Origin of the sequence: Frigoribacterium sp. PvP032 (assembly GCF_017833035.1) — a bacterium.
Classification (GTDB): domain Bacteria; phylum Actinomycetota; class Actinomycetes; order Actinomycetales; family Microbacteriaceae; genus Frigoribacterium.
Genome location: NZ_JAFIBM010000001.1, coordinates 1,353,827 through 1,380,088, shown reverse-complemented (window position 1 = coordinate 1,380,088; position 26,262 = coordinate 1,353,827). Strand labels below are relative to the sequence as shown.

Sequence of the window (26,262 nt, the reverse complement as noted above, 5' to 3'; positions counted from 1 at the left end):
ATCCTGACATGCCCGCCGCCGAGAAGCGCACCCGCTACCATCGACTGACCCTCCCTCGATCGAGACTCAAGGAACCAGCGTGAAAATCCTCGTCACCGGCGGCGCCGGCTTCATCGGCTCCAACTTCGTCCGACGCACCCTCGAAGATGCGTACCCGGGGCTCGAGGGCGCCGAGGTCGTCGTGCTCGACGCGCTCACCTACTCGGGCAACCTCGCGAACCTGGCCAGCGTCGCTGACTCGCCCCGCTACCGCTTCGTCGAGGGCGACATCCGCGACGGCGCCCTGCTCGACACGCTCTTCCCCGAGGTCGACGCCGTCGTCCACTTCGCGGCCGAGTCGCACGTCGACCGGTCGGTCCGCGACGCCTCGATCTTCGTCGAGACCAACGTGCTCGGCACCCAGCAGCTGCTCGACGCCGCCCTGCGCAACGACCTGGAGCGCTTCGTGCACGTGTCGACCGACGAGGTCTACGGCTCCATCGCCGAGGGCTCGTGGGCCGAGGACCGCCCCCTCGAGCCGAACTCCCCCTACTCCGCGTCGAAGGCCGGCAGCGACCTGCTCGCCCGCAGCTACCACCGCACCCACGGGCTGAACATCTCGATCACGCGCTGCAGCAACAACTACGGCCCCTACCACTTCCCCGAGAAGGTCATCCCCCTCTTCGTCACGAACCTCATCGACGACGTGCACGTCCCCCTCTACGGCGAGGGCAACAACATCCGCGACTGGCTGCACGTCGACGACCACACCCGCGGCATCGCCATGGTGCTCGTCGGCGGCCGCGCCGGCGAGATCTACAACATCGGCGGCGGCACCGAGCTCACCAACAAGGAGCTCACCGGGATGCTGCTCGAGGCCACCGGCAAGGACTGGTCCTACGTCGACCGCGTGCAGGACCGCCTCGGTCACGACCTCCGCTACTCCGTCGACATCTCGAAGATCCGCGCCGAGCTCGGCTACGAGCCGCAGGTGCCCTTCGAGCAGGGCCTCGCCGACGTCGTCCAGTGGTACCGCGACAACCGTGAGTGGTGGCAGCCCCTCAAGGAGCGCGCGGCCCTCGCATGAGCGACGCCACGACCGTCGGCCGCCAGCGCTGGCTCGTCACCGGTGCCCGCGGCATGCTCGGCTCCGACCTGCTCGAGGCTCTCTTCGGCCGTGACGTCACCGTCCGCGGCCGGGCCGACCTCGACGTGACCGACCGGGACGCCGTCTTCGCGGCCGTCCAGGGCCACGACGTCGTCGTCAACGCCGCCGCGTACACCGCCGTCGACGCGGCCGAGACCGACGAGGAGGCGGCACTCGCCGTCAACGGGACCGCCGCCGGCCTGCTCGCCGAGGCCGCCGCCTCCGTCGGTGCGGTGCTCGTCCAGGTGTCGACCGACTACGTCTTCGACGGGACCGCCACGACGCCCTACGCCGAGGACGCCCCGCTGGCCCCGGTCAGCGCCTACGGCCGCACCAAGGCAGAGGGAGAACGGCTCGCGCTGCAGGCGAACCCCGACCGCACCTACGTCGTCCGCACCGCGTGGCTCTACGGCCAGCACGGCCCGAACTTCGCCAAGACGATGCTCAAGCTCGCCGCGACGCGCGACACCGTCAGCGTCGTGGACGACCAGGTGGGCCAGCCCACCTGGACCCTCGACCTCGCCCACCAGATCGTCGCCCTGGTCGATTCCGGGGCCCCCGCGGGCGTCTACCACGGCACCAACTCGGGCACCGCCAGCTGGTTCGACTTCGCCCGCGCGGTGTTCACGGCGGCCGGACTCGACGCTGCTAGGGTCGAGCCGACCGACAGCTCGACCTTCGTCCGACCCGCACCGCGACCGAGCTACAGCGTGCTCGGTCACGACGCATGGGCACGAGCTGGTCTCGCTCCCCTGCGTCCTTGGACCGAAGCCTTGACCGAGGCCGCCAGCAGGGGAGTCTTGGAGAACGATGACAACGCTTCGAGTGGTCGTTGACCAGATCCTCGCGCCCGTGCCGGGCGGCATCGGCCGCTACACGGAAGAGATCACCCGGGGCCTGATCGCCTCGGCGCCCCAGGGCTGTGACGTCGAGGCCGTCGTCGCCGCGCACCCGCAGGCCGGCTACGACGACCTCGTCGACCGCCTCCCCGGGCTGTCGCATGTGGCCAAGGCCCCGCTGGGCCGCCGCGAGCTGGCCCTGGCGTGGCAGCTCGGCCTGCTCGGCCTGCCGGGCGGCGGCATGGTGCACGCGACGAGCCTGATGGCTCCCCTGGGCCGGCACGACAGGCTCCACGACCCGGGCAACCAGACCGTCGCCACCATCCACGACACGGTGCCGTGGACGAACCCCGAGACCCTCACGCCCCGTGGGGTGCAGTGGCACAAGGCCATGACGAAGCGCGCCTACAAGTACGCCGACGCGGTCGTCGTCCCCACGCACGCCGTGGCCGCAGAGCTCGACGAGTGGTACCGATTCGGTGACCGCGTCCGTGTGATCGGCGGGGCCGTCAGCGACGCCCTGGTCGTCCCCGATGACTCGGACGCCGTCGCCGAGGCGCTCGACCTGCCCGAGCGATATGCGCTCAGCGTCGGCACCGTCGAGCCCCGCAAGGGCATCGAGCCGCTGATCAAGGCCCTCGCTCACCCCGACGCGCCCGACCTGCCCCTCCTCATCGTCGGGCCAGAGGGCTGGGGGGACGTCCGCGTCGCCGACATCGCGGAGCAGGCGGGGCTCCCGGCAGAACGGGTCCGCACCCTGGGCTTCGTCACCGACGCCCAGCTCGCCGTCCTGCTGCAGCGGGCCTCCGTCTTCGTCTTCCCCAGCCTCGCCGAGGGCTTCGGCCTGCCCGTCGTCGAGGCCCTCAGCCTCGGGACGCCGTCGGTCATCTCCGACGCTCCTGCCCTCGTCGAGGTGGCGGCAGACGCGGCCGTGATCGTGGCCCGCGAGCCCGCTGCGGAGTACCCCGAGCGCCTGGCACAGGCGATGTACCAGGTCGTCGCCGATCTCGAGCTGTCGTCGCGCCTCGGCATCGCCGGGCTCGACCGGGCGAGGGCCTTCAGCTGGCGCGACTCGGCCGACAAGGTCTGGCAGCTGCACGCCGACCTCTGATCCCCACGACGAAGGCCCCGACCGTGACGGTCGGGGCCTTCGTCGTTCGTACGGATCGCCGACCGGCTGACGACCGTCAGTCGGAGGGGGCGACGGTGCAGACGACGAAGCCGTCCTGGCTGTAGAGGAAGTCGACGCAGTCGTCGTTCAGGGCCTCGCGGTACTGGCCGGGGATGAGCTGTGCGTGCAGCGGCGAGAGGACGAGCGGCCGGCTGTCGTCCTCCGCGGGGAACGGCACGGAGTCGACCCCCGAGAGGAAGGTCAGCTCGGGGTTCTGCCAGTAGTCGAGGCTCTGGATGCCCTGCGGGAACTCGTCCTCGATGAACTGCGCCGCCGCGACCTGCTCTGCTCGCGTGTAGGTCTCGTCCGAGAACGACTTCTCCACGTGGCGGACGGCCTGCGTGACGGCCACGACGCCCCACGCGGCGATGAGCCCGACGGCGGCGATCCGCCCGATGAGGTGGCGGGTTCGCCATGCGACACCGGCTGCCACGCACACGAAGGCTGCCGTGATGGGACCCCCGAGCAGCATGCCGGGGAACGACTGGCGGGCGAACAGGCTGTTCGCGAGGAAGATCCACCAGATCATGTAGCCCAGGAAGATCGCGGCCACCGCGAACTCCGGAGCACCGACTCGGCCCGGCAACGATCCGCCGCGACGCCACGTCACGATCGCCAGCACCAGCAGGCCGACGACGATGACGGCCGTCGCCACGAAGATGAGGGTCGCGAGCCAGCTCGGGATGAACCACGAGAGCTGGTACTTGTCGATCCGCCCGCTGAAGTCCGTGACGCGGGTGCCGGTCACACCGGAGCCGCTGCGGCCGAAGAAGGCGAGGTTGCCCTTGAGGTTCTGCTTGTAGGCCGTCCAGCCGAGGCCGAGCAGCTTCACGACCTCCCACAGCCCGACGGGCACGACGACCCACAGCCCGAGGACGACCGCGCTGGCGAAGCGCCTGGCCAGCTCGGGGCCGCGTCGCACGCGGACCCACAGGACGCCCCAGGAGGCGCGCGGCACGAACAGCAGCGCGAGGGCGAGGACGGGCACGGCCAGCAGCGCGGCCAGCTTCGCCATGGCGGCAAGGCCCAGCGCGAGGCCGGCGAGCTGCGGGTGCCGGCGCAGGAGGAGAACCGCGAGCAGGATCAGGCTGACGGCGGGGATCTCCCCGAGCACCTCGGCCGGCCCGAAGATGACCGAGCTGGGGAAGTCGACCCGGGTGTTCAGCGCGAGGGTCGCGACGGCGACGGCCAGGCCCGCCCAGCGACCGGCCATCTTGTGGCCGAGCGTCCAGGCCCCCCCGACGAACAGCGCGTACCAGAGGAGCATCACCCAGCGCGCCTGCTCGATCCCGACGCCGAACAGGGCGAAGGAGGCGGCGACCGGCACGAGCGCGGTCGGGCCGGTCGAGGTGATCGGGTCGAAGAGGACGATCGGCCCGCCGGTCTGCCAGTCGTACGAGCCCCAGCCGAGGCCCTTGACGAAGTTGGCGGGCGACTGCAGCACGTACGCCTCGTCGAAGTTGACGGGCGAGACGTAGACGCCGGCGAGGAAGATCGCGAGGTGGACGGCCACGACGACGACGGCCGCTGCACAGAACAGAGCGCCTTGGCGAGCGAGGAAGGCCCGGATGTCGGGGAACCTGCGGCGTCCGTCGTGGGGCACGGTGGTCACGCAGGTCCTCCTCAAGGAACGGGGATGGTGCCCACGTCCGAGCACCGGTCGAGTCTACGGGGCCGCTGGCAGCCACGGGACCCGCTGCCTCCTCCTCCAGGATGAACCTCGGGTGTCGCCCTACGGGGCCGGGTCCGCCGTGGGCGCCGTGGCCGCGGCGACGGCCGCGTGGATCGCGTCGTAGTCGGGGTAGACGTTGTCGAACTGCGGGGGCACGATCTCGAGCGAGGTGATCGGCTGCCCCTTCGCCTCCAGGGCGAGCTGGACGAAGGCGGTGAGGGCCCCCTGCGGGATGTCGGTGTCGACGGTCTCGGCCCCGGCGTCGGCCACGGACTGGAACTTCGCGAGGACCGTCGCGGGCTGGAACTGCGACAGCAGCGCCGTCTGCACCTCGCGCTGCCGCGCCATCCGGTGGTAGTCGTCAGAACCGTGTCGGGCCCTCGCGTACCAGAGCGCGTGGTAGCCGTCGAGCCTCTGCTCACCCGGCTCGATCCAGCCGTCGACGTTGGTCGGCTGGCCGTTCGAGTCCACCCCGCCGTTGATCGGGAGCCGGCCCTCGGTGTTGTTCACCTCGATGCCGCCGAGCGCGTCGATCAGGTCGACGAAGCCCTGCATGTCGATGAGCACGTAGTACTGGATCGTCAGGCCCGTGACGCCCTCGACCGCGTCGCGCATGGCCTCGACGCCGGGGTTGCTGCTCGCCGCCTCGGCGTCCGGGTAGAGGTCGGGGTGCTCTTCGCCGTAGGTGTAGAGGTAGCTGACCAGGCAGTCGTCGCCGCAGTCGTAGCCGGTCGGGAACTCGCCGTACAGGGGCGATCCGCCGGCGAACGGGGCGTTGTAGAGGTTGCGCGGCACGCCGATGATCGTCGTCGCCCCGGTCTCGGCGTCGATGCTGGCGACCGAGATGCTGTCGGGGCGCAGGCCCGTCCGGTCCGAGCCGGCGTCGCCGCCCAGCAACAGGATGTTGTAGCGACCGTCGACCGGGTCGGCCGCCGCGGCCTGCGACGTGAAGAGGCTGTTCAGCAGGCCGTGCTGGACGGTGGTCAGGTAGGCGCCCCACGCGGCGGGGCCCACGGTCGCGACGAGCAGCAGCGCCATCACGCCGGCGATGAAGCCGCGAGCGGTCGGCAGCGCCCGCACGATGCGGAGGAGGCGCAGGGTGTCGACGGTGAGCACCAGCCAGAGCACGGCGTAGTAGACAAGGAACACCTGGACGACGGTGAGCGCGACGACGTTCGTGGCGACGGTCAGCAACGGCGTCTGCCAGAAGAGGGCGAGGGCGCCCGTGACGAGCGCGACCGCCCAGAAGACCAGCGTGGAGGCCAGCCCCCACCGGCCGAGGCGGCGGCTGCCTGCCAGCACCTGGGCCGAGCCCGGCACGAGCACGTTGAGCAGCACCAGGGTCCAGGCACGCCTCGTCATGAACGACGGCGAGCCGAGGTCAGGGTTCCGAACCGGCAGCGACGCGCTCACAGCGACCGCCGCAGAGCGTCGTTCTTCTCCTCGACGAGGTCGCCGAGGCTGGTCGCGTAGTCCGCCAGCTGCCGGGTGAGCGCAGGGTCGGACGACCCGAGGATGCGCGCGGCGAGCAGCCCCGCGTTGGCCGCGCCCCCGATGGAGACGGTCGCGACCGGGATGCCCGCGGGCATCTGCACGATCGAGAGGAGCGAGTCGAGGCCGTCGAGCTTCGCCAGCGCGACCGGCACGCCGATCACGGGCAGCGTGGTGACGGAGGCGAGCATGCCGGGCAGGTGGGCTGCTCCCCCGGCCCCGGCGATGATCACCTTGACGCCGCGACCCTGGGCCTGCTGGCCGAAGCGGATCATCTTCTCGGGGGTGCGGTGCGCCGACACGACCTCGACCTCGTGCGGGATCCCGAACTCGGCGAGGATCTCAGAGGCGCTGCGCAGGGTCGGCCAGTCGCTGTCCGAGCCCATCACGACGGACACCAGCGGGGGCACCGACGGGTCGTTGGGCCTCGTCGTGCTGGTGGGGGTGGTGCTCTTCGGGTCGGACACGGACTAGAGGATAGCGTCAGCCCTCGAAGAACGAGGCAGCGGCGCGCGCTCGCCAGACCGCGTCGTCGAGGTCGTCGCCCGACACGGTGACGTGGCCGACCTTGCGCCCGGGCCTCGGGTCCTTCCCGTAGTCGTGCACCTTCGCGGTCGGCTGGTCGGCCATCAGGGCCGGCAGGCGATCGGCGAGCGTGCCCTGCTCAGGGCCGCCGAGCACGTTCGCCATGACGCTCCAGTCGGCGTGCGGGGCGGTGGAGCCCAGCGGGAGGTCGAGCACGGCACGCAGGTGCTGCTCGAACTGGCCGGTGACGGCCCCGTCGATGCTCCAGTGCCCGGTGTTGTGCGGTCGCATGGCCAGTTCGTTGATCAGGAGGCGGTCGTCGGTGGTCTCGAACAGCTCGACCGCCAGCACGCCCGTGACCCCGACCTCGTCGGCGACCGTGCGGGCGATCTGCCCGGCGAGCTCGGCCACGCGGCCGGCGGCGCCCGGCGCCGGCGCGATCACCTCGGCGCAGACGCCGTCGCGCTGCACCGTCTCGACCAGTGGCCAGGCGACGACGTCGCCGCTCGGACGCCGGGCCACGAGCTGCGCGAGCTCTCGACGGAACTCGACGAGCTCCTCGACGAGGAGCGCGTCGCCCTGGTCGCCCTCGGCGAGCGCCGCGAACCAGTCGTCCGCCTCGTCCGCCGCGCGCACGACGCGGACGCCCTTGCCGTCGTAGCCGCCCCGGGGCGTCTTCACGACCGCCCGTCCGCCGTGGTCGGCGAGGAACGCCGCGAGCTCGCCGGAGTCGGCCACGGCCGCCCAGTCGGGCACGGGCAGGCCGAGCTCGGTGAGCCGCTGCCGCATCAGGATCTTGTCCTGGGCGACGGCGAGCGCCTCCGGTGCGGGGTGGACGCGCACGCCCGCCTCGACGAGGGCGCGCAGCACGTGCTGGGGGACGTGCTCGTGGTCGAACGTGACCACGTCGAGGTCGCGGGCGAACGCCAGCACCGTGTCGACGTCGCGGTAGTCGCCCACCTGCGTCGCCGCGAGCCTGGCCGACGAGCCCTCGGCCTCGGCGAGGACCCGGATGTCGAGGCCCAGGTGGACGGCGGGCGGCACCATCATGCGGGCCAGCTGCCCGCCTCCGATCACTCCGACACGGAAGGCCATCTCGTCTCCTGACTGTGTGCGGCGCACGTCCTGCTGCGATGATGCTCGGCTAGTGTTCGTCCGGCTCGTCGCGAGCCGAGCCACAGTCCATCTTGGCCGATCCCGGGGAGGTCCGCGTGCGCCGTCTGTTCCGCCAGCTCGTCCGGTACGGCCTCGTCGGCCTCTGCGGGCTCGTCGTCGACCTCGCCGTGTTCAACGCCCTCCGGCTGACCGTCTCCTCGCCCGACGACGTCGCCGCCGGCCCCCTGCTCGCGAAGCTGGCGTCGAGCCTCGTCTCGATCGTGGTCGTCTGGCTGGGCAACCGCCTCTGGACCTTCGGCGAGACGCGTCGGCCGCGAGCCGAGGCCGTGCGCGAGGCCCTCGAGTTCTTCGCCGTCGCGCTCGGCGGCATGGGCATCGGGCTGCTCTGCCTGTTCGTCTCGCACTACGTGCTCGGCTACACGTCGCCCCTGGCCGACAACGTCTCGTCGAACGTCGTCGGCCTGGCGCTCGGGACGGCGTTCCGCTTCACGCTCTACAAGCTCTGGGTCTTCCACCCCGCACGGACGGCGGCACGGGCGACCGGTCCCGCGGTCGGCCTCACCCGCGTCTGAGCCGGCCCGCGGCCTACGGGCGGCCGAGGCCCCGGTACTCGTAGCCGGCGGACCGCCACGCGGCAGGGTCGAGCACGTTGCGGCCGTCGACCACCCGGCGGTGCGCCACGAGCTCGCCGACGACGGCAGGGTCGAGCTGGCGGAACTCGGGCCACTCGGTCAGCACGAGGACGGCGTCGGCGCCGCGCAGCGCGGTGGCCGCGTCCGCGACGTAGTCGAGGTCGGGGACGAGGCGGGCGGCGGTGGCGTTCGCCTCCGGGTCGAAGACCGCCACGTGGGCGCCCGCGTCGTGCAGGCGGCGGGCCACGTCGAGGGCCGGCGAGTCGCGCACGTCGTCGCTGTCGGGCTTGAAGGCGACGCCGAGGACGGCGATGCGTGCACCCGAGACGGTGCCCACGAGCTCCTCGGCGAGGGCGACGACCCGGTCGCGGCGGCGCAGGTTGACCGCGTCGACGTCGGCGAGGAAAGCGAGCGACTCCAGGCCGAGCTCGTCGGCCCTGGCCTGGAACGCGCGGATGTCCTTGGGCAGGCAGCCGCCGCCGAAGCCGAGTCCGGCGTTGAGGAACCTGCGGCCGATGCGGGCGTCGTGACCGATCGCGTCCGCGAGCTGCGTGACGTCCGCGCCCGTCGCCTCCGCGATCTCGGCCATGGCGTTGATGAACGAGATCTTCGTGGCGAGGAACGCGTTCGCCGAGACCTTGACCAGCTCGGCCGTCGCGTAGTCGGTCACGATGCGGGGCGTCCCCGTCGCGAGCGCCGTGGCGTAGACCTCGTCGAGCAGCGCCGTGGCGCGCTCACCCGCCTGGCCCGCGGGCACGCCGTAGACGAAGCGGTCGGGCGAGACGGTGTCCTGCACAGCGAAGCCCTCGCGCAGGAACTCGGGGTTCCAGGCCAGCTCGGCCCCGGACGAGGAGGTGCGCACCAGCTGCGCGAGGCGGGCCGCGGTGCCGACCGGCACGGTCGACTTGCCGACGACGAGGTCGCCGTCCGCGAGGTGCGGCAGCAGCCCGGTGACGGCCGCGTCGACGTAGGTGAGGTCGGCCGCGTGGCTGCCCTTCGTCTGGGGCGTGCCCACGGCGACGAAGTGCACCTGCGCGCCCGCCGCCTCCGTCATGTCGGTGGTGAACCGGAGCCGTCCGCTGGCGGTGGCGCGCTCGAGCACCTCGGGGAGGCCGGGCTCGAAGAACGGCGCGCGGCCGGCCGAGAGCTCGGCCACCTTGCGCTCGTCGACGTCGATGCCGACGACGTCGTGGCCGAGTTCGGCCATGCACGCGGCGTGGACCGCTCCGAGATAACCACAGCCGATGACAGAGATGCGCATGCAGCCATCTTGGCGTCTCCGGGCCCCGGCCGGAAAATCGAGCCTCGGGCGCCAGCTCCGGTGTCAGCCCCGCGCGGGCGGCCAGGCGTCGGTCGCGCCGTGCTGGCCCGGTGACGACTGGTCGAGCCTGCGACGCTGGGCGACGAGCGTCGCGTCCGCCTCCATCAAGTCGTGCAGGGTCGCCTGCACGAGATCGGCCCCCGGCACGTCCCAGAGCACCACGGGGCGGTCGAGGCCCGTGTTCACCAGGACGTCGCCGCTGCGGAACAGGCTCTGCACGGCGTTCTTCCGCACCGTGAGGTCGTAGCCGCGGCTGTGCAGCAGCTCCTGCCGTGACCGCACGAAGAAGCCTCGCCGCAGGACGATGCGCCTCGTCGTGATGACGTAGCGGCGACCGAGCCAGACGAGCACGGGGACGACCCAGAGCAGCAGCGCCAGGAGGACGGCCGCCCCTCGGACGATCCAGTTCTGCCACTCGAGCTCGAACCAGCTGCCGAAGTAGCCGCCCGCCGCGCAGACGGCGATGAGCGCGACCGAGGGCCAGAACAACACCCGGGCGTGCGGGTGCAGGCGCGCGACGACCTCTTCTCGGGGCTGCTGCTCTGCCGTGCTCACGGGGTCATTCATACCGCAGGTGGGTGACGTCGCCGGAGGACACGGCGACGGCGCCCCCGGTCGGCGGCTCGACGACGAGACGCCCCTCGTGGTCGATCGACGACGCCGTGCCGGTGAGGACCTCGCCGGAGGGCAGCTCGACGCGCACCTCGCGGCCGAGGGTCGTGCAGTCGTCGAGGACGCGGGCACGCAGCCCGCTCGCGTCCGCGTCGCCGCCCGCGGCCGCGAGCGCCTCCACGAGCGCGACGACCTCGGCGAGCCAGGCCGACAGGACCAGGTCGGCCACCTCCCCCGTCGTCCCCTCGGCTCCGTGCAGGGACAGCGAGGTCGACACCGGCGTCGGCAGCTCGTCGCGCGTCAGGGCCAGGTTCACGCCCGCGCCGACGACCACGGCCGAGCCGTCGTCCCGCGCCTGGGCCAGGATCCCGCACGCCTTGAGACCGTCGACCTGGACGTCGTTCGGCCACTTCAGCCCGACCTCGCCGGCCGGGACGACGGCCGCGATCGAGGCCCGCATCGCGACGCCAGCGGCCAGTGGCAGCCACCCGAGCGACTCGACGGGCAGCCCCCGGCGCTCGACCAGGACGCTCGCGGCGAGGGTGCGGCCGGGCGGGGCCGTCCAGACCCGGCCGAGGCGGCCCCGCCCCGCGGTCTGCGACATCGTGGCGAGCACGGCGAGGTGCGGGGCCGACGCGTCGGCCAGCAGGTCGGCGTTCGTGGAGCCCGTCTCGGCGACGAGCTCGAGCCGCGGGCTGCGGGCCGCGCTCAGGGGGAAGGAGGGGCTCGTGCGGTCGGTCACGCCGCCAGCCTAGGCGTTGACGACTTCCACCACCCGGCGCGCGTCGCACGCGAGGGAACCTCCAACGGCCGCTGCGGACGCCCTCGGTAGAGTGACGGATGTGACTTCCGACACCGCGCCCCGCGACGACGCCTCGCAGCCCGATCTCCGCACGACGGCGGGCAAGCTCGCCGACCTCAAGACCCGCTACCACGAGGCCGTCACGGCCAGCGGCGAGGCCGCGATCGCGAAGCAGCACGCCAAGGGCAAGATGACCGCGCGCGAGCGCATCGACGGCCTGCTCGACCCCGGCTCGTTCGTCGAGCTGGACGAGTTCGTCCGGCACCGCACCCACGCCTTCGGCATGGAGTCGAAGCGCCCCTACGGCGACGCGGTCGTCACCGGCACCGGCACCGTGCACGGCCGTCAGGTCGCGGTCTACTCGCAGGACTTCACGATCTTCGGCGGCTCGCTCGGCGAGGTCGCCGGCGAGAAGATCATCAAGGTCATGGAGCTCGCCCTCAAGACGGGCGTGCCGATCATCGGCATCCTCGACTCCGGCGGAGCCCGCATCCAGGAGGGGGTGGTCGCGCTGGGCAAGTACGGCGAGATCTTCCGTCTCAACACCCGCGCCTCCGGCGTGATCCCCCAGATCTCGCTCATCATGGGGCCGGCCGCAGGAGGCGCGGTGTACTCCCCCGCGCTCACCGACTTCGTCATCATGGTCGACAAGACCAGCCACATGTTCGTCACCGGCCCTGACGTGATCAAGACCGTCACCGGCGAGGACGTCGGCTTCGAGGAGCTCGGCGGCGCCCTCACGCACAACAAGGTCAGCGGCGTCTCGCACTACCTCGCGAGCGACGAGGACGACGCGCTCGACTACGCGCGCTCGCTGCTGTCGTACCTGCCCGACAACAACCTGTCCGAGCCGCACGTCTTCGACACGGCCGTCGAGCTCGAGACGACCGATGACGACCGCCAGCTGAACACGCTGATCCCCGACAGCCCGAACCAGCCCTATGACGTGATGACCGTCATCGAGCACGTCGTCGACGACGGGGAGTTCCTCGAGGTGCAGCCGCTCTTCGCGCCCAACATCGTCATCGGCTTCGGCCGGGTCGAGGGCCGCTCGGTCGGCGTCATCGCCAACCAGCCGTCGGCCATGGCCGGCACCCTCAACATCGAGGCGGGCGAGAAGGCGAGCCGCTTCGTCCGCTTCTGCGACGCGTTCGGCATCCCGATCCTCACCCTGGTCGACGTGCCCGGGTACCTGCCGGGCACCGACCAGGAGTGGACGGGCGTCATCCGCCGCGGCGCGAAGCTGCTCTACGCCTACGCCGAGGCGACCGTGCCGCTCGTGACCGTCATCACCCGCAAGGCCTACGGCGGGGCCTACATCGTCATGGGCTCGAAGCAGCTGGGCGCCGACATCAACCTCGCCTGGCCGACCGCCGAGATCGCCGTCATGGGCGGCCAGGGCGCCGTCAACATCCTGTACCGCAACGAGATCAAGGCCGCGGAGGCCGCCGGCGAGGACGTCGCCGCCGTCCGCGCCCGTCTCGCCAGCGAGTACACCTACAACGTCGCCAGCCCGTTCCTGGCGGCAGAGCGCGGCGAGCTCGACGGCGTCATCGAGCCGGCCGCGACCCGCGTCGCGGTGGTCAAGGCGCTCAGGGCCCTTCGGACGAAGCGCGCCGACCTGCCGCCCAAGAAGCACGGGAACATCCCGCTGTGAGCGGCCGCCACGCAGCCGACGACGACCGCACCGCGCACGAGGGCGACGGGCCGCTGCTGCGGGTCGTCGCGGGCTCGCCGTCGCCCGAGGAGCTCGCTGCGGTCACCGCCGTGCTGGCGGCCCTCGAGGCAGAGACGGCCGAGGCGGCCAGGGCGACTCCCCGCGACGTCGCCGCGTCCCCCTCCGGCTGGTCCTCGCGGGCCGCTCGCCTGCGTCGCCCGATCGACCGTGGCCCCGGGCGCTGGCGCAGCTTCTCCGCCTGACCGGCTGGGCGAACGCCGCGCTGTACCCCTCCGCTCGTACCCCGGTCCCGAGCCGCCACGGCGACGTGCCCCGCAGGACGGGGCACCCGAACGGGGGTAGACGGGGCGGTGACCTGCGGTTGTCCCCCTAAATGACGACTTTGCGCTCAGGACACGGGGCGACATACTCGTTCTTGCTAGGTGCCTCTCCATGAGTCGCACCACCGATCGGGAGCTGACTAGGGTAAGCGAGTTCTCGATCGTTGGCGGATCAGGGCGACATTCGGGTTGTCGCCCTGGACCGGGATATCTCCCATGAGGGCCAGACGGGTGTCTGGCCCTCTTTCCCGTTCCCGGACCTAGCGGACGACGGGCCGGTCGTCGTCGAGCTCGTCGAGGACGTCCGTCCCCGCCACGCCGACGGAGTCCCCTGCTCGGCGCGGGATCTGCAGCCAGAGCAGCACCTCGTCGTCGTCGTCGTCCTCGTCGGCCTCCGCGGAGACCCCCCGGCCGAGCGCGCTCGAGCTGAGGTCGGGAGACCCGAGGCCGACGACGCTGACGGCGTGGTCGCCGCCGCCGACAGTCCGGATGATCAGCTTGTCGGCGCGTGAGCCGTGCAGCGCCGCGGCGAGGGCCGCGTGGATGCGGCGCAGCTCGTCGTCGGGCACGTCGTCGATGCCGCCCTCGTCGAGCAGGCTGACCTCGGCCCCCCGACGTCGGGCCGCCATCACCTCGCGACGGACCTCGTCGTCGAGGAGGCGCCTCCCGCGGATCTCGTCCCGGATGGCGCCCTCGAGGTGGAGGCTCTCCTGCCGTTGCTCCGGCGACAGGTCGCCCGACTGCGACACGATCGCCTGCAGCATCGGACGGGCGGTGCGGCCCGTCTGCAGGAGGCGGTACTGACGCTCGTTGACGTGCGCCTCCTGGGCCGCCTGCCAGTCCGCGGCCTCGTGCTCGGCAAGGATGAACTCGCGGGTCTCCCGACCCGCCCTCGTCAGCGTGGACGAGATCGCGTGCGAGAAGGCGACCCAGCTGACGCTGCCGACGATGCCGAGATCGGCGATCTGGGACACCCCGGCCCAGGCGACGCCCTGCACGGCCATGAAGCCCACGCCTAGCCACGCGAAGCCCTGGCGACGACGGGTCGAGATGATCACCATGAGCGTGCCCACGGCGGCGACGTACCAGGTCGCGTAGCCGTTCTCGGCGTCGGGGTCGAGGACGCTCGTCACGACCAGCGGCACCACGATGCTCACCGCGAGGGCGAAGGCGGCCGCCCAGACGGGCAGCACCGGCTGGCTGCTGGGCCAGAGCACCACGGCGGTGACGACCGCGTACGCGAGCATGCAGGCGACGACGGGCACGGGATCGGCGGCCTGGCCGAGCGAGACGGCCCCGAGCACCAGGTGGTAGCCGGAGAAGACGGCCGCCAGCGAGACGATGAGCCACCGCGGGACGGAGATCCTCACGAGGCGGCGCCCCTGGCGGGGCCGACGACGAGGCCAGTGGGCCACATCACGCGGACGACCGTGCCGGCGCCGGGCCGGGAGTCGATGCAGGCCCGTCCGCCGGCGTTGGCGACGCGCTCGATGATCGACACCCGGACGCCGAGGCGCTCCTCGGGCACGGCGCCGGGGTCGAAGCCCGCGCCGTCGTCCCCGACCTCGACGAGCACCCCGGCGTCGCCCGTGCGCTCGAGGGCGACCCAGCGCCGGACGGGGCCGGGGCCCGCGTGCTGCGAGCTGTTGACCAGCGCCTGGGCCGCCGCGCTGACGATCGCCTCGACGGCCGTCGTCGGGAGGACGCGGTCGTCAGCGTCGTCGGCGCGCAGCTCGACGACGACTCCCGACGCGTCCACCGCCTCGACCAGGCGCCTCCTGAGGCTGCCGAGGGTGGTGGTCGACTCGTCGAAGGGGGTCGTCGCGGCGGCCGAGGTGAGGTGCGCCATCGCGTTCCTCGCCATCGTCGTCGCGAGCACCCTCTGCTCAGGCGTGTACGCCCTGGCTGCCTGGATGAAGGTCGTCAGCACGCTGTCGTGGACGATGGCGTCGACCTGGACCCGCTCGAGCTCGGTGGCGTGCTCACGGATGGCCCCGGAGTAGCGGGCGACCGCCGTCGCCTGGGCAGCGTCGACCGCGGCGCTCGCCTGGCGGAGGATCAGCACGAGCACGAGGACGGCGCCGCCGAGCAGGATCGCGTAGGTCGAGTCGAGCGCGGCCCTGGTCAGCGACTCGCCGCCGCCCGAGGGGGTCAGCCGGATGAAGCCGTAGACGAGCGGGACGACCACCGAGTAGCCGATCGCGATCCACGCGGAGAAGGCGTACGCAGCCGCCGCCGTGGCGACCGTGCAGAGGTACCAGAGCCAGGGAACGCCCCCGAGGACCTGGTCGGGGTCGACGACGGCGAGCGGCCAGGTGACGATCGCCACCAGGTAGGAGACGGCGAGGATCGCGCAGGTCGTCTCGACGCCCCGCACGACGATGCTCGCCACGCCGACGGCCACGATCGCCCCGAGCATGCCCAGCCCGATCAACCAGGCCCAGGCCACCTGCATGACCTCGATCTGCGCCATGGTCGTCGGCAGCGCCTGGAGCCCGAAGATGATGCCGGCCAGGGCGATGACCCGGCCGAGCACCTTGTCGAACAGGGCTCGGCTGATCGGGTTGCGCGCGGAGCGCGTCGTCGGCGGTGTCAGCGCCGACGGGAGGGGTTCAGCGACCATCGCCGTCCGCGTCGAGGCCCGGCAGGATGCCGTCCTCGACGGCGCGGCGCAGCAGGTCGACCTTCGTCGGAGCCGGGCGGCCCACCTCGACGTACTTGACGCGGATGCGGTCGAGGTACTCCCGCGCGGTCGAGTAGCCGATGCCGAGCTGCTGGGCGGCGAGCTTGAGGGGCAGCCCCGAGGCGTAGAGGTGCAGGATCTCGCGCTCGCGACGGCCGAGCTGGGCCTTGGCGAAGTCGCGGTCGGCGTCGATCGCGCTGGCCCACTCGAGGTTGTTGAGCACGTCGCCCCGTGCGACGGTCGCGACGGCGGCCATCACGGTCTTCGTCGCGGAGGACTTCGGGATGACGCCGGCCGCGCCGGCGGCGAGCGCCTCGCGGACGCTCGCCACGCGGTCGGCGATGCTGTGCACGAGCACGGCCGAGCCGGTCGCCTGGACCCGCTTCACGTTCTCGGTGACCGTGGAGCCGTCGCCGAGCGAGAGGTCGAGGACGACGACGTCGACCTCGCGGCCCGCCAGCGACTCCACCAGTTCCTGCACGCCGGCCGCCGTCAGCACGACGTCGAAGCCCTCGGCCTGGCACGCCGCCTGGATGCCGAGCCGCACCGACTCGTGGTCGTCGACGATGGCGACGCGGACGGGGGCGGGGGTTGTCGGCGCCGGGGCGTCCGTCGAGGTGTCGGTCACGATGGTCCTTCGTTCGTGTGCGACCCGGTCCCTGAATCCCGGGTCGTCAACGTGGTCATCGTAACGCGGCAGGCGTCGGCGGCGGACCTCAGCGGCGGAGCAGCCGGACGACCGTCTCGACGTGGTGGGTGCTGGGGAACAGGTCGAAGGCCCTGATCGCGTCGACGTCGTACCCGTGGTCGCGGAACAGCGCGAGGTCGCGGGCGAGGGCGACCGGGTCGCAGGCGACGTAGACGACCTGCGCGGGGGCGAGCTCCGCGATGCCGTCGACCACCGGACGACCGGCTCCCGAGCGCGGCGGGTCGAGCACGACGGTCGCCTCGCGGAAGCGGCCTCGCTCGGCCGAGGTCGCCTGGGCGGCGGCCTGGCGCACCCAGCGGTCGACCCTGGCCGTGACGGCCGAGGCGCCGAGCCAGTCGGCGAGGTTCTCGGAGGCGTGGTCGGTCGCGCGCTCGTCGCTCTCGACGCTCGTGATCCGCACCGCGCTGCCGAACGCGTCGCCCACGGCCGCCGCGAGCAGCCCCACGCCGCCGTAGAGATCGAGGTTCGCGGCACCGGCGTCGAAACGAGCAGGGTCGATCATCTGCTGCACGGCGGTGGTCAGCGTGGCGGCGGCGTGGCGGTGCACCTGCCAGAAGCCGCCGTCGTCCAGCTGGAACGTGCGGTCGCCGACGACCTCCGTCACCGTGCTGGGCGCCTGCCCGCCGATGATCAGGCGCGCGCCTCCTGTGCTCGGGGCCAGCACGTCGACGTGCTCCTCGCCCGGGAACGCGTCGGCGAGCGGCGCGGCCTCGGCGACCTCGGGCGTCGCGAGGGGCAGGTCGGCGACGTGCACGACGCGGTGGGACCGCGCGGCGTACTGCCCGGGGCGCCCCTCGGCGTCGAGGTGCAGGCGCACGCGGGTGCGCCAGCCGGTGCCGCCGCGCTCGTCGTCGCCCGGCAGCGCCTCGACCCTGACGGTCGCCTGCTCGTCGGGGAGGCCGCCCGTCCTCGTGAGGGCGTCACGGATCACCTGCGACTTGAGCTCGCGCTGGTGGCCGAGCTCGATGTGCCCTAACTCGGCGCCGCCGGCACGGTCCTCCGGCGCCCGGTCGACGGACGCCGCCGACCAGACGTGCTCGCGGCGGTGCGGGCTGGCCTCGACGACCGAGACCGTCTCCGCCCGCCAGAACGACTTCTTGCGGTCGTCGGTGACCCGCGCGCGCACCTTCTCGCCCGGCAGCGTGTCCGACACGAACACGACCCGCCCGTCGAGGCGCGCCACCGAGATGCCCCCGTGTGCGATCCCCGTCACGTCCAGTTCGACCTCGCGGCCCAGCATGTCTCCCATGCTCCGAGTCTGCCAGGCTGGCGGACATGACCGTTCCCCTCTACCTGGCCAGCACCTCCCCCGCGCGCCTCGCCCTGCTGCGGGCCGCGGGCGTCGAGCCCGTGCTGATCAGCCCCGGCGTCGACGAGGAGGCGGCGGTCGCGTCGGCCGAGGAGGCGGCGGGCCGACCCCTCACGGCCTCCGAGACGGTGTCTCTGCTGGCCAGGGCGAAGGCGGAGGCCGTCCTCGACGTCACCGTCGACGGCTCGCCGATCGACGGCCTCGTCCTCGGCGGCGACAGCGCCTTCGAGTTCGACGGCGAGGTGCACGGCAAGCCGCACGAGCCCGCCCTGGCCCTCGACCGCTGGCGACGCATGGCCGAGATCGGACGCGGGACGCTCTGGTCGGGGCACTGGCTGATCGACCACCGCGGCGGCGCGCTCCGCTCTGACGAGGCGTTCCCCTCGGGCGGCGCCGGAGCCGTCGCCAGCGCCGACCTCACCTTCGCGGACGACCTCGACCCGGCCGAGCTCGCCGCGTACGTCGAGACCGGCGAGCCCCTCGAGGTCGCGGGCGCCTTCACCATCGACGGCCGTGCCTCCGCGTTCATCACCCACATCGAGGGCACGCCGAGCGCCGTCGTGGGCCTGTCGGTGCCCGTGCTGCGGTCGTTGGTGCGGGGGTTCGGCGTCCCGTGGCACGAGCTCTGGACGACGCCGACCGCCGGCTCCTTGTAGCAATCCTCACGCGCCTCCTGCGTGTTTTGGTGCACGTCATCCAAAGGCGGCTGCGGGCGGCGCAATAGGGTGGGGAACTATGCCGTCCATCAGCAAGGTCCTCATCGCCAACCGTGGAGAGATCGCGGTCCGGGTCGTCCGCGCAGCGCGCGACAGCGGGATCGGCAGCGTCGCCGTCTACGCCGACCAGGACAGGGACGCCCAGCACGCACGCCTCGCCGACGAGGCCTACGCGCTCGACGGCACCACCAGCGCCGAGACCTACCTCGTCATCGACAAGATCCTCTCGGTCGCGCGCCGCTCAGGTGCCGACGCCGTGCACCCCGGCTACGGCTTCCTCGCCGAGAACGCCGACTTCGCCCGCGCCGTCACGGCTGCGGGCCTCGTCTGGATCGGCCCCTCCCCCGAGGCGATCGAGCAGCTCGGCGACAAGGTCAGCGCCCGGCACATCGCCGAGCGCGTCGGCGCGCCCCTGGCGCCCGGCACCCTCAACCCCGTCTCAGGCGCCGACGAGGTGCTCGACTTCGTCGACCAGCACGGCCTGCCCGTCGCCATCAAGGCGGCCTTCGGCGGCGGCGGACGCGGCCTCAAGGTCGCCCGCACCCGCGACGAGGTGCCCGAGATGTTCGACTCGGCCGTCCGCGAGGCCGTCGCCGCCTTCGGCCGCGGCGAGTGCTTCGTCGAGAAGTACCTCGACCAGCCCCGCCACGTCGAGACCCAGTGCCTCGCCGACGCCCACGGCAACGTCGTCGTCGTGTCGACGCGCGACTGCTCGCTGCAGCGCCGTCACCAGAAGCTCGTCGAGGAGGCGCCCGCCCCGTTCCTGACGGAGGCGCAGACCACCGCGCTCTACGAGTCGTCGAAGGCGATCCTCCGCGAGGTCGGCTACGTCGGCGCCGGCACCTGCGAGTTCCTGATCGGCAAGGACGGCACCGTGTCGTTCCTCGAGGTCAACACCCGCCTGCAGGTCGAGCACCCCGTGTCGGAGGAGGTCACCGGCATCGACCTGGTCCGCGAGCAGTTCCGCCTCGCCGAGGGCGGCGTGCTCGAGTACGGCGACCCCGAGCCCCGCGGCCACTCGTTCGAGTTCCGCATCAACGGCGAGGACGCGGGCCGCGGATTCATGCCTGCCCCCGGCCCCGTGCACGTGTTCAAGGCGCCCGGCGGTCCCGGCGTCCGCGTCGACAGCGGCGTCCAGGCCGGCGACGAGATCAGCGGCTCGTTCGACTCGCTGCTCGCCAAGCTGATCGTCACCGGCTCGTCGCGCGAGGACGCGCTCGAGCGATCGCGCCGCGCGCTCGACGAGTTCGAGGTCGCGGGCCTGCCGACCGTGCTGCCGTTCCACCGCGCCATCGTGCGCGACCCTGCCTTCGCCCCCGACGGCGGCGAGCCGTTCTCGATCTACACCCGCTGGATCGAGACCGAGTTCGTCAACGACATCCCCGCGTGGAGCGGTGAGGCCGAGGCTCCCCGCCCCGACGACGAGCGCACGACCGTGGTCGTCGAGGTCGGCGGCAAGCGCGTCGAGGTCTCGCTGCCCGCCGGTCTCGGTGCTCGCACCGCGCCTCCTGCGGCTGCCCCCCGCCGCCGCGGAGCCGGCCGCGGCGCCGTCGTCACCGCCACGGGCGCCGAGGTCAAGTCGCCGATGCAGGCCACCGTCGTGAAGCTCGCCGTCGAGGAGGGGCAGCAGGTCGTGAAGGGCGACCTCGTGCTCGTGCTCGAGGCGATGAAGATGGAGCAGCCGGTCGCGGCGCACCGCGACGGGGTCGTCTCGGGCATCTCGGCCACGGTCGGCGAGACGGTCTCCTCCGGCCACGTCCTCCTCAGCATCGACTGACCGGCCCGGCCCCCGCCCCGCCCCTCCTCTCCCCTCCCCTCCTCATTCAGGAAGATCCGTCCTGATCCTCGCGAGGGAGGGCAGCGTCGTCCTGAATCGTGCACGCTTGAGGAACAGCGACTCGTCCATTCCTGCATCGTGCGCGTCGCGAACGCGGACGATCGTGTCGACGAGCCCTCCGAGGTCGCGCTCGACCTGGTCGGCGCTGAACCTCAGGGTCGTGTAGCCGGCCGATGCCGCCTCCGCGTCCTTCCGCCGGTCCCGGTCGAAGGCGTCCCGCCGCGAGTGGAAGGCGAAGCCGTCCAGTTCGACCAGCACGCGGAGCGCCTGCCCGCGACGCCCTCGGAGGCGCATGTCGCTCGGCCCGACCGACGTCACCGACACCTGCTGCTCGACCTCCACGCCCCGGGCAGCCAGGGCCTGTCGCACGATCGACTCGATTCCCGAGTCCGACCCGGGTCGGCACAGACGGAGGACGGACCGCACCCGAGGGCCGTGCCCCTCGAGGCCCGCCGTGAGCTCCTCCATGCTGATGAGAGAGGCCTGCAGCGCAGTGTCGACGCACGCGACGGCCGTCACCTCGTCGCACCACGCGACCATCTGTCGCAGGCAGAGGACGACGGGCGACCGCCAGCACGGCTCGTCCAGCTGCTGGGGCTCGGTGTCGGTCCAGTGGACGACCACGGAGGCGTCGGCCGACCCAGGTGCCCCCGTGAGCCCCTGAGCGACCTGGTGCGCCTGCCTGAGACGCGACGCGTTCCGGGCCACCGACACGTGAAGACGCCGGTCGTACCCGGTCCAGATCCCGTGCACGGAGGCGGCGGACGGGCCCGCGAGGCGGCCGCCGAGGCGCACGGCGGCGACCGCGTCCGTCGAGGCGTCGAGCCTCACGTAGAAGCCCTGGCGGACCCTGCGGACCGTGCCTCGCTGCACCGCGGTCGTCAGGTCGCCTCCGCTGTGTCCGTTCGCGAGGAGCTGGTGGCGGGTCGCGATGCCGCCGAACGCGGCCAGTGTCTGTAGGAGGTCCATCTCCGCATCGTCACCGGTGTCCGGGCCCCGACCAGCGCCTCCTCGGCTGCCCTGTGGAGGCGATGTGGAGGTCTGCCGCCGGTGCAGGGACGACTAGGACGCCCTGAGGACGTGCACGACGCAGGAACGAACGGTCCGAGGTTCCTGAAGCGTGCACGGAACAGGAACCTGGCTCCCCCCACCGCACGGTTCAGGCAGGAAGTTCCTGAATGAGGAGGGGCGATTAAGGAGGCGGGGCGCGGGATCTAGAGTGGACGGCATGTCCGAGACACCCACGCACCCCCTCGACGGCGCCGCCGACCCGTTCGAGGTCGCCCGCACCGCCGCCGCCCAGATCGCCGAGGCGACAGGCGTCGCCCACCACGACGTCGCCCTCACCCTGGGCAGCGGCTGGGCGAAGGCCGCCGACCTGATCGGCGAGACCACGGCCGAGATCCCCGCGACCGAGATCACGGGCTTCAGCGCCTCGGCGGTCGTCGGCCACACCGGGTCGATCCGCAGCATCGCGCTGCCGAGCGGCAAGCACGCCCTCGTCATCGGCGCCCGCACGCACTACTACGAGGGCCACGGCGTCCGCCGCGTCGTCCACAGCGTGCGCACCGCCGCCGCCACGGGCGCCCGCACGATGATCCTCACGAACGGCGCCGGCGGCATCAAGGAGACGTGGACGCCGGGCAGCCCCGTCCTCATCAGCGACCACATCAACCTCACGGCCGACAGCCCCCTCGAGGGCGCCACCTTCATCGACCTCACCGACCTCTACTCGGCACGTCTCCGCGCCCTGGCCAAGGGCATCGACCCGAGCCTCGACGAGGGCGTCTACACGCAGTTCCGCGGACCGCACTACGAGACGCCCGCCGAGGTGCAGATGGCCAAGGCCATGGGCGGGCACATCGTCGGCATGTCGACGGCGCTCGAGGCGATCGCCGCCCGCGAGGCCGGCATGGAGGTGCTCGGCATGTCGCTGATCACCAACCTCGCCGCCGGCATCCAGAAGACGCCCCTGAGCCACCAGGAGGTGCTCCAGGCCGGCAAGGACGCCGAGGCCGCCATCAGCCAGCTCCTGGCTCGCATCGTGGCGGCCCTGTGACCGACGACGCGGCCCAGACCGACGACGCCCTGGTCGCCACGGCTTGCTCGTGGCGCGACCAGGACCCGGACGACGAGACGCGCGACGAGCTCGACGCCGTCCTCGCGGCAGTCGAGTCCGGCGACGCCGCCGCCGTGGCCGACCTGCACGACCGCTTCGACACGCGCCTCGCCTTCGGCACGGCCGGGCTCCGCGGCGCCCTCGGGGCGGGCTCGGCCCGGATGAACCGCGTCCTCGTCGCCCAGGCCGCCGCCGGCTTCGCCGCGTTCCTCACCGGTCGCGAGACCGAGCCGAGCATCGTGATCGGGTACGACGGGCGCAAGAACAGCGCCGTCTTCGCCCGTGACACGGCCGAGATCATGGCCGCGGCCGGGGTCCGCACGACGATCCTGCCCCGCGCCCTGCCGACGCCGGTGCTCGCCTTCGCCGTGCGGCACCTCGACGTCAGCGCCGGCGTCATGGTGACCGCGAGCCACAACCCCGCTCGGGACAACGGCTACAAGGTGTACCTCGGCGGCGTCGACGCCGGCTCGCAGATCGTCGCGCCGGTCGACGCCGAGATCGCCGCGCACATCGACGACGCGGCCACCCGGCCGGTCAGCGAGCTGCCCCGGTCGGACGACTTCGCCGAGGCGGGCGACGACCTCGTCGGCGAGTACGTCCGCCGCACGGCGGCCCTCGCCGGCACCGCGGCCTCGGGCACGCAGCCGTGCGTCGTCTACACGGCCATGCACGGCGTCGGGTGGGAGGTCGCGCGCCGGGTCTTCGCCCAGGCCGGCTTCGTCGAGCCGATCCCCGTGGCCGAGCAGTCCGCGCCCGACCCGGACTTCCCCACCGTGGCGTTCCCCAACCCCGAGGAGCCCGGTGCGCTCGACCTCGCCTTCGCGACCGCTGACCGGGTGTCGGCCGACCTGGTGATCGCCAACGACCCCGACGCCGACCGGCTCGCCGTCGCCGTGCCCTCGGCCGACGGCTGGCGCCGCCTCTCGGGCAACGAGGTCGGCGCCCTGCTCGGCTGGCGCGCCGCCGAGCGAGCTCGGAGGGACGACGTCGACGGCACCCTGGCCGCGAGCATCGTCTCGTCACCGGCCCTCCGTGAGGTCGCCCGCCGCTACGACCTGGACTACGTCGACACCCTCACCGGCTTCAAGTGGGTCTCGCGCGTGGGCGGGCTGCTGTACGGCTACGAGGAGGCCCTCGGCTACCTCGTCGACCCGGAGAAGGTGCGCGACAAGGACGGCATCTCCGCCGCGGTCGACTTCCTCGCGCTGGCCGCCGAGCTGGCTGCCGCCGGGTCGTCGGTCGCCGAGCACCTCACCGCCTTCGACGAGGGCTTCGGGGCGTACGCCTCGTCGCAGATCTCGCTCCGCGTCGACGACCTCGCCGAGATCAGCAGGCTGACGAGCCGGCTGCGGGAGGCGCCCCCCGCGACCGTGGGATCGCACCGCGTCGACCACGTGGACGACTTCCGGGACGGCTTCGGCGGGTTCCCCGCCGGTGACGTGCTGCGCTACTGGTTCACCGACGGGTCGCGCGTGATCGTGCGCCCGAGCGGCACCGAGCCGAAGCTCAAGGTCTACATCGACGCCTCGAGCACCGAGGGCGACGCGCGGGCCCGCCGTGCCGCCGCCGAGGCTGCCGTCGCGGATCTCGACGCCGGCATGCGCGAGCTGCTGAGCTAGCTGCAGGCCCCCGAGCAGCGACGACGAGAGGGCCAGGCCGCACCTCGTGCGACCTGGCCCTCTCCCGCGTCCGGGGCCGTTCTCAGCCCAGGGACTTCTGCAGCTTCTCGGTCAGCTCCGCCTGGTCGAAGTGGTTCTGGATGACGATGACGTCGGCGAAGGTCGTGCCGATCGCGTCGACGAACTCCTGAGACGTGAGGATGACCTGCGCGTCGTCGGCCACGGTGGCGATGGAGGCGACGTCCGCGGCGACCACGTCGGCCTCGATGTCGAGCCGGGCCAGGACGCGCTCGGCGTTGACCTTGAGGATCCCGCTGCTGCCGATGCCGGCGCCGCAGATGGTCACGATCTTCATGCTCTCATCCCCATCAGCCGGCGGACCTCGTCAGCACTCGTCGCACCCGCCAGCGCCGGGATCACCGACGCGTCGTTGAAGACGTTCGCCAGGTCGGCGATCGACTCGAGGTGCCCGCCCACCGACTTCACCGCGAGGCCGAGCACGACGCTCACGGGGTCGTTGTGCGGGTGGCCGAACGGCACCGGCTCGGCGAGCGTCACGACGGCGAGGCCGTCCTGCAGGACGCTCTCGTCCGGCCTGGAGTGCGCGAGCACCAGGCCGGGGGCGATGACCACGTAGGGGCCGTGCTCCTCGATCATGCGGACCATCTCGTCGCCGTAGCCGTCACGCGTGGAGCCGGAGGCCACCAGGGCGTCGCCCGCGCGACGCACCGCGGCGCGCCAGTCGGGGGCGTCGGCCGCGATGACGACCGCCGAGTCGGGCAGGGACGGGAGCGCCACGGTCAGGCCTCCCCGTAGCCCGCCGTGATGCGGTCGGCCAGCGCCTCTCGGTCCTCGAGGGGCAGGAAGCTCGACGCCGCGGCGTTGAGCTGGAACGTCTCGAGGTCGGACAGGCCGTAGTCGAACGCCTGGGCGAGCAGCGCCAGTTCTTTCGTGAGGCTGGTGTCGCTCATCAGGCGGTTGTCCGTGTTGACCGTCACGCAGTAGCCGAGCTGGTACAGCAGGTCGAAGGGGTGGTCGTCGAGGTCGCGGCCCCACGCGGCGATCGCGCCGGTCTGCAGGTTGGACTGGGGCGAGAGCTCCAGCGCGATCTCACGATCGCGGACCCACGAGGCGATCGGGCCGAGCTCGACGGTCGTCTGCTCGCCCGCGGACCCGACGACGCGGATGTCCTCGGCGAGGCGGACCCCGTGCCCGAGCCGGAGGGCCCGACCGTCGAGGAGGGCGCTGCGGATGCTCTCGAGGCCGTCGGCCTCGCCCGCGTGGACGGTCACGGGCATGAACTCGCGGGCCAGCAGGTCGAAGGCCGGTCGCTGGTTCGACGCGGGGAAGCCCGCCTCGGCCCCGGCGATGTCGAAGCCGATCACGCCGGCCTCGCGGTGCTTGACGGCCAGCTGCGCGATCTCGAGACCGCGGTCGGCGTGCCGCATGGCCGTGACCAGCTGGCCGATCGAGATGACGTGGCCCTCGCCGTCGAGCTGGTCGATCGCCTGCTCGATCCCGCGCTGGACCGCCTCGACGGTCTGGTCGAGGCTGAGCCCGCCCTGGAGGTGCTGCTCGGGAGCCCAGCGGACCTCGCCGTGGACGACCCCGTCGCCCGCCAGGTCGAGGACGAACTCGCGCGCGACGCGCTCGAGACCGGCCTCGGTCTGCATGACGGCCGTCGTGACGTCGAAGGTCTTCAGGTAGTCGGGCAGGTTGCCCGAGTCGGCGCTGTCGACGAACCAGCGGCCCAGTTCGTCGGCCCCGCCCGTCACGGGCAGCTCGTAGCCGATCTCGTCGGCCAGCTCGACGATGGTCTGGGGCCGCAGCCCGCCGTCGAGGTGGTCGTGCAACGACACCTTCGGCAGGGGGGCGATGCGGGGTCCGCCGTCAGGCAGGCGGTAGTCCTTGTCCGGTGCGCTCATGGGACAAGGCTACCGCCGCCCGGCGTCTCGTCGCTGG

General features: G+C 72.5%; 25 protein-coding genes. 10 read left to right on the top strand and 15 right to left on the bottom strand.

All coding sequences use genetic code 11. From position 1 onward, the window contains the following. Nucleotides 1-79 precede the first annotated feature (79 nt). The 3 genes from rfbB to JOE35_RS06385 are packed head-to-tail and all read left to right on the top strand — an operon-like array spanning nucleotide 80 to nucleotide 3,076. Complete coding sequence (gene rfbB / locus JOE35_RS06395; RefSeq protein WP_209560386.1) at nucleotides 80-1,066, top strand: dTDP-glucose 4,6-dehydratase; 987 nt, start codon at nucleotides 80-82, stop codon at nucleotides 1,064-1,066. Continuing rightward, a complete protein-coding gene (gene rfbD / locus JOE35_RS06390) occupies nucleotides 1,063-1,962 on the top strand; it encodes a dTDP-4-dehydrorhamnose reductase (RefSeq protein ID WP_209560385.1) in 900 nt (299 codons plus the stop codon). Before rfbB ends, rfbD begins: the two co-directional genes overlap by 4 nt. Next, complete coding sequence (locus JOE35_RS06385; RefSeq protein ID WP_307802966.1) at nucleotides 1,952-3,076, top strand: glycosyltransferase family 1 protein; 1,125 nt, start codon at nucleotides 1,952-1,954, stop codon at nucleotides 3,074-3,076. The genes rfbD and JOE35_RS06385 overlap by 11 nt, the downstream gene beginning before the upstream one ends. Before the next feature lie 76 nt (nucleotides 3,077-3,152). On the opposite strand, the gene JOE35_RS06380 is transcribed toward JOE35_RS06385, so the two are convergent. From JOE35_RS06380 to JOE35_RS06365, 4 genes are all read right to left on the bottom strand, one after another. Then, nucleotides 3,153-4,748, bottom strand: a complete 1,596-nt coding sequence (locus JOE35_RS06380) for a hypothetical protein (RefSeq protein WP_209560383.1) — start codon at nucleotides 4,746-4,748, stop codon at nucleotides 3,153-3,155. 120 nt (nucleotides 4,749-4,868) lie between these two features. Continuing rightward, nucleotides 4,869-6,170, bottom strand: coding sequence for an LCP family protein (locus JOE35_RS06375; protein WP_209560382.1), 1,302 nt, complete (start codon nucleotides 6,168-6,170; stop codon nucleotides 4,869-4,871). A 47-nt stretch (nucleotides 6,171-6,217) separates the two neighbouring features. Beyond that, nucleotides 6,218-6,685: a 5-(carboxyamino)imidazole ribonucleotide mutase gene (gene purE / locus JOE35_RS06370; RefSeq protein WP_209561911.1), complete on the bottom strand. Its 468-nt coding sequence runs from the start codon at nucleotides 6,683-6,685 to the stop codon at nucleotides 6,218-6,220. 97 nt (nucleotides 6,686-6,782) lie between these two features. Beyond that, on the bottom strand, nucleotides 6,783-7,946 hold the full coding sequence (locus JOE35_RS06365) for a 5-(carboxyamino)imidazole ribonucleotide synthase (protein WP_307802965.1): 1,164 nt from the start codon (nucleotides 7,944-7,946) through the stop codon (nucleotides 6,783-6,785). Between the two features lie 89 nt (nucleotides 7,947-8,035). Here JOE35_RS06365 and JOE35_RS06360 point away from each other — a divergent pair, with 89 nt between their 5' ends. Continuing rightward, complete coding sequence (locus JOE35_RS06360; protein ID WP_209560380.1) at nucleotides 8,036-8,512, top strand: GtrA family protein; 477 nt, start codon at nucleotides 8,036-8,038, stop codon at nucleotides 8,510-8,512. 13 nt (nucleotides 8,513-8,525) lie between these two features. On the opposite strand, the gene JOE35_RS06355 is transcribed toward JOE35_RS06360, so the two are convergent. The 3 genes from JOE35_RS06355 to JOE35_RS06345 form a co-directional block, all read right to left on the bottom strand. Continuing rightward, nucleotides 8,526-9,833: a UDP-glucose/GDP-mannose dehydrogenase family protein gene (locus tag JOE35_RS06355; RefSeq protein WP_209560379.1), complete on the bottom strand. Its 1,308-nt coding sequence runs from the start codon at nucleotides 9,831-9,833 to the stop codon at nucleotides 8,526-8,528. Nucleotides 9,834-9,896: 63 nt separating this feature from the next. Further along, nucleotides 9,897-10,448 carry a PH domain-containing protein gene (locus tag JOE35_RS06350; protein WP_307802964.1) on the bottom strand — a complete coding sequence of 184 codons (552 nt, stop codon included), beginning with the start codon at nucleotides 10,446-10,448 and terminating at the stop codon, nucleotides 9,897-9,899. A gap of 4 nt (nucleotides 10,449-10,452) precedes the next feature. Continuing rightward, nucleotides 10,453-11,247 carry a biotin--[acetyl-CoA-carboxylase] ligase gene (locus JOE35_RS06345; RefSeq protein ID WP_209560377.1) on the bottom strand — a complete coding sequence of 265 codons (795 nt, stop codon included), beginning with the start codon at nucleotides 11,245-11,247 and terminating at the stop codon, nucleotides 10,453-10,455. Nucleotides 11,248-11,338: 91 nt separating this feature from the next. On the opposite strand from JOE35_RS06345, the gene JOE35_RS06340 reads away from it, so the two are divergent. Further along, the gene (locus tag JOE35_RS06340) at nucleotides 11,339-12,964 is read left to right on the top strand and encodes an acyl-CoA carboxylase subunit beta (RefSeq protein ID WP_374099696.1); all 1,626 of its coding nucleotides are present in this window, start codon (nucleotides 11,339-11,341) and stop codon (nucleotides 12,962-12,964) included. Beyond that, nucleotides 12,961-13,227 (top strand): acyl-CoA carboxylase epsilon subunit, encoded by a 267-nt coding sequence (locus tag JOE35_RS06335; protein ID WP_209560375.1) that lies wholly within the window; start codon nucleotides 12,961-12,963, stop codon nucleotides 13,225-13,227. The genes JOE35_RS06340 and JOE35_RS06335 overlap by 4 nt, the downstream gene beginning before the upstream one ends. A gap of 338 nt (nucleotides 13,228-13,565) precedes the next feature. Here the strand turns inward: JOE35_RS06335 and JOE35_RS06330 are convergent, their stop codons facing one another. The 4 genes from JOE35_RS06330 to JOE35_RS06315 all read right to left on the bottom strand — a co-directional run bounded on the left by JOE35_RS06330 (nucleotide 13,566) and on the right by JOE35_RS06315 (nucleotide 17,946). Beyond that, on the bottom strand, nucleotides 13,566-14,675 hold the full coding sequence (locus JOE35_RS06330) for a hypothetical protein (RefSeq protein ID WP_307802963.1): 1,110 nt from the start codon (nucleotides 14,673-14,675) through the stop codon (nucleotides 13,566-13,568). Then, nucleotides 14,672-15,928, bottom strand: a complete 1,257-nt coding sequence (locus JOE35_RS06325; RefSeq protein ID WP_209560374.1) for a sensor histidine kinase — start codon at nucleotides 15,926-15,928, stop codon at nucleotides 14,672-14,674. The genes JOE35_RS06330 and JOE35_RS06325 overlap by 4 nt, the downstream gene beginning before the upstream one ends. Next, nucleotides 15,918-16,616, bottom strand: a complete 699-nt coding sequence (locus JOE35_RS06320; protein WP_307802962.1) for a response regulator transcription factor — start codon at nucleotides 16,614-16,616, stop codon at nucleotides 15,918-15,920. Before JOE35_RS06320 ends, JOE35_RS06325 begins: the two co-directional genes overlap by 11 nt. 88 nt (nucleotides 16,617-16,704) lie before the next feature. Further along, nucleotides 16,705-17,946 (bottom strand): class I SAM-dependent RNA methyltransferase, encoded by a 1,242-nt coding sequence (locus JOE35_RS06315; RefSeq protein ID WP_209560373.1) that lies wholly within the window; start codon nucleotides 17,944-17,946, stop codon nucleotides 16,705-16,707. A 26-nt stretch (nucleotides 17,947-17,972) separates the two neighbouring features. On the opposite strand from JOE35_RS06315, the gene JOE35_RS06310 reads away from it, so the two are divergent. Together JOE35_RS06310 and JOE35_RS06305 are read left to right on the top strand one after the other, a co-directional pair. Next, nucleotides 17,973-18,662: a nucleoside triphosphate pyrophosphatase gene (locus JOE35_RS06310; RefSeq protein ID WP_209560372.1), complete on the top strand. Its 690-nt coding sequence runs from the start codon at nucleotides 17,973-17,975 to the stop codon at nucleotides 18,660-18,662. 79 nt (nucleotides 18,663-18,741) lie between these two features. Continuing rightward, nucleotides 18,742-20,499, top strand: coding sequence for a biotin carboxylase N-terminal domain-containing protein (locus JOE35_RS06305; protein WP_209560371.1), 1,758 nt, complete (start codon nucleotides 18,742-18,744; stop codon nucleotides 20,497-20,499). A 42-nt stretch (nucleotides 20,500-20,541) separates the two neighbouring features. On the opposite strand, the gene JOE35_RS06300 is transcribed toward JOE35_RS06305, so the two are convergent. After that, nucleotides 20,542-21,528, bottom strand: coding sequence for a DUF559 domain-containing protein (locus JOE35_RS06300; RefSeq protein WP_209560370.1), 987 nt, complete (start codon nucleotides 21,526-21,528; stop codon nucleotides 20,542-20,544). A 259-nt stretch (nucleotides 21,529-21,787) separates the two neighbouring features. On the opposite strand from JOE35_RS06300, the gene JOE35_RS06295 reads away from it, so the two are divergent. Both JOE35_RS06295 and JOE35_RS06290 read left to right on the top strand, forming a co-directional pair. After that, complete coding sequence (locus JOE35_RS06295; RefSeq protein ID WP_209560369.1) at nucleotides 21,788-22,618, top strand: purine-nucleoside phosphorylase; 831 nt, start codon at nucleotides 21,788-21,790, stop codon at nucleotides 22,616-22,618. Further along, a complete protein-coding gene (locus tag JOE35_RS06290; protein WP_209560368.1) occupies nucleotides 22,615-24,300 on the top strand; it encodes a phospho-sugar mutase in 1,686 nt (561 codons plus the stop codon). The genes JOE35_RS06295 and JOE35_RS06290 overlap by 4 nt, the downstream gene beginning before the upstream one ends. Before the next feature lie 82 nt (nucleotides 24,301-24,382). Here JOE35_RS06290 and JOE35_RS06285 read toward each other — a convergent pair whose 3' ends face one another. From JOE35_RS06285 to JOE35_RS06275, 3 genes are read right to left on the bottom strand one after another with little or no spacing between them, the layout of a single operon-like run. Continuing rightward, nucleotides 24,383-24,655 (bottom strand): PTS sugar transporter subunit IIB, encoded by a 273-nt coding sequence (locus JOE35_RS06285; RefSeq protein WP_209560367.1) that lies wholly within the window; start codon nucleotides 24,653-24,655, stop codon nucleotides 24,383-24,385. Then, entirely contained in the window at nucleotides 24,652-25,098 is a 447-nt protein-coding gene (locus JOE35_RS06280) for a PTS sugar transporter subunit IIA (protein WP_209560366.1), read from the bottom strand. Before JOE35_RS06280 ends, JOE35_RS06285 begins: the two co-directional genes overlap by 4 nt. 2 nt (nucleotides 25,099-25,100) lie before the next feature. Continuing rightward, entirely contained in the window at nucleotides 25,101-26,225 is a 1,125-nt protein-coding gene (locus tag JOE35_RS06275; protein ID WP_209560365.1) for an adenosine deaminase, read from the bottom strand. Nucleotides 26,226-26,262 lie beyond the last annotated feature (37 nt).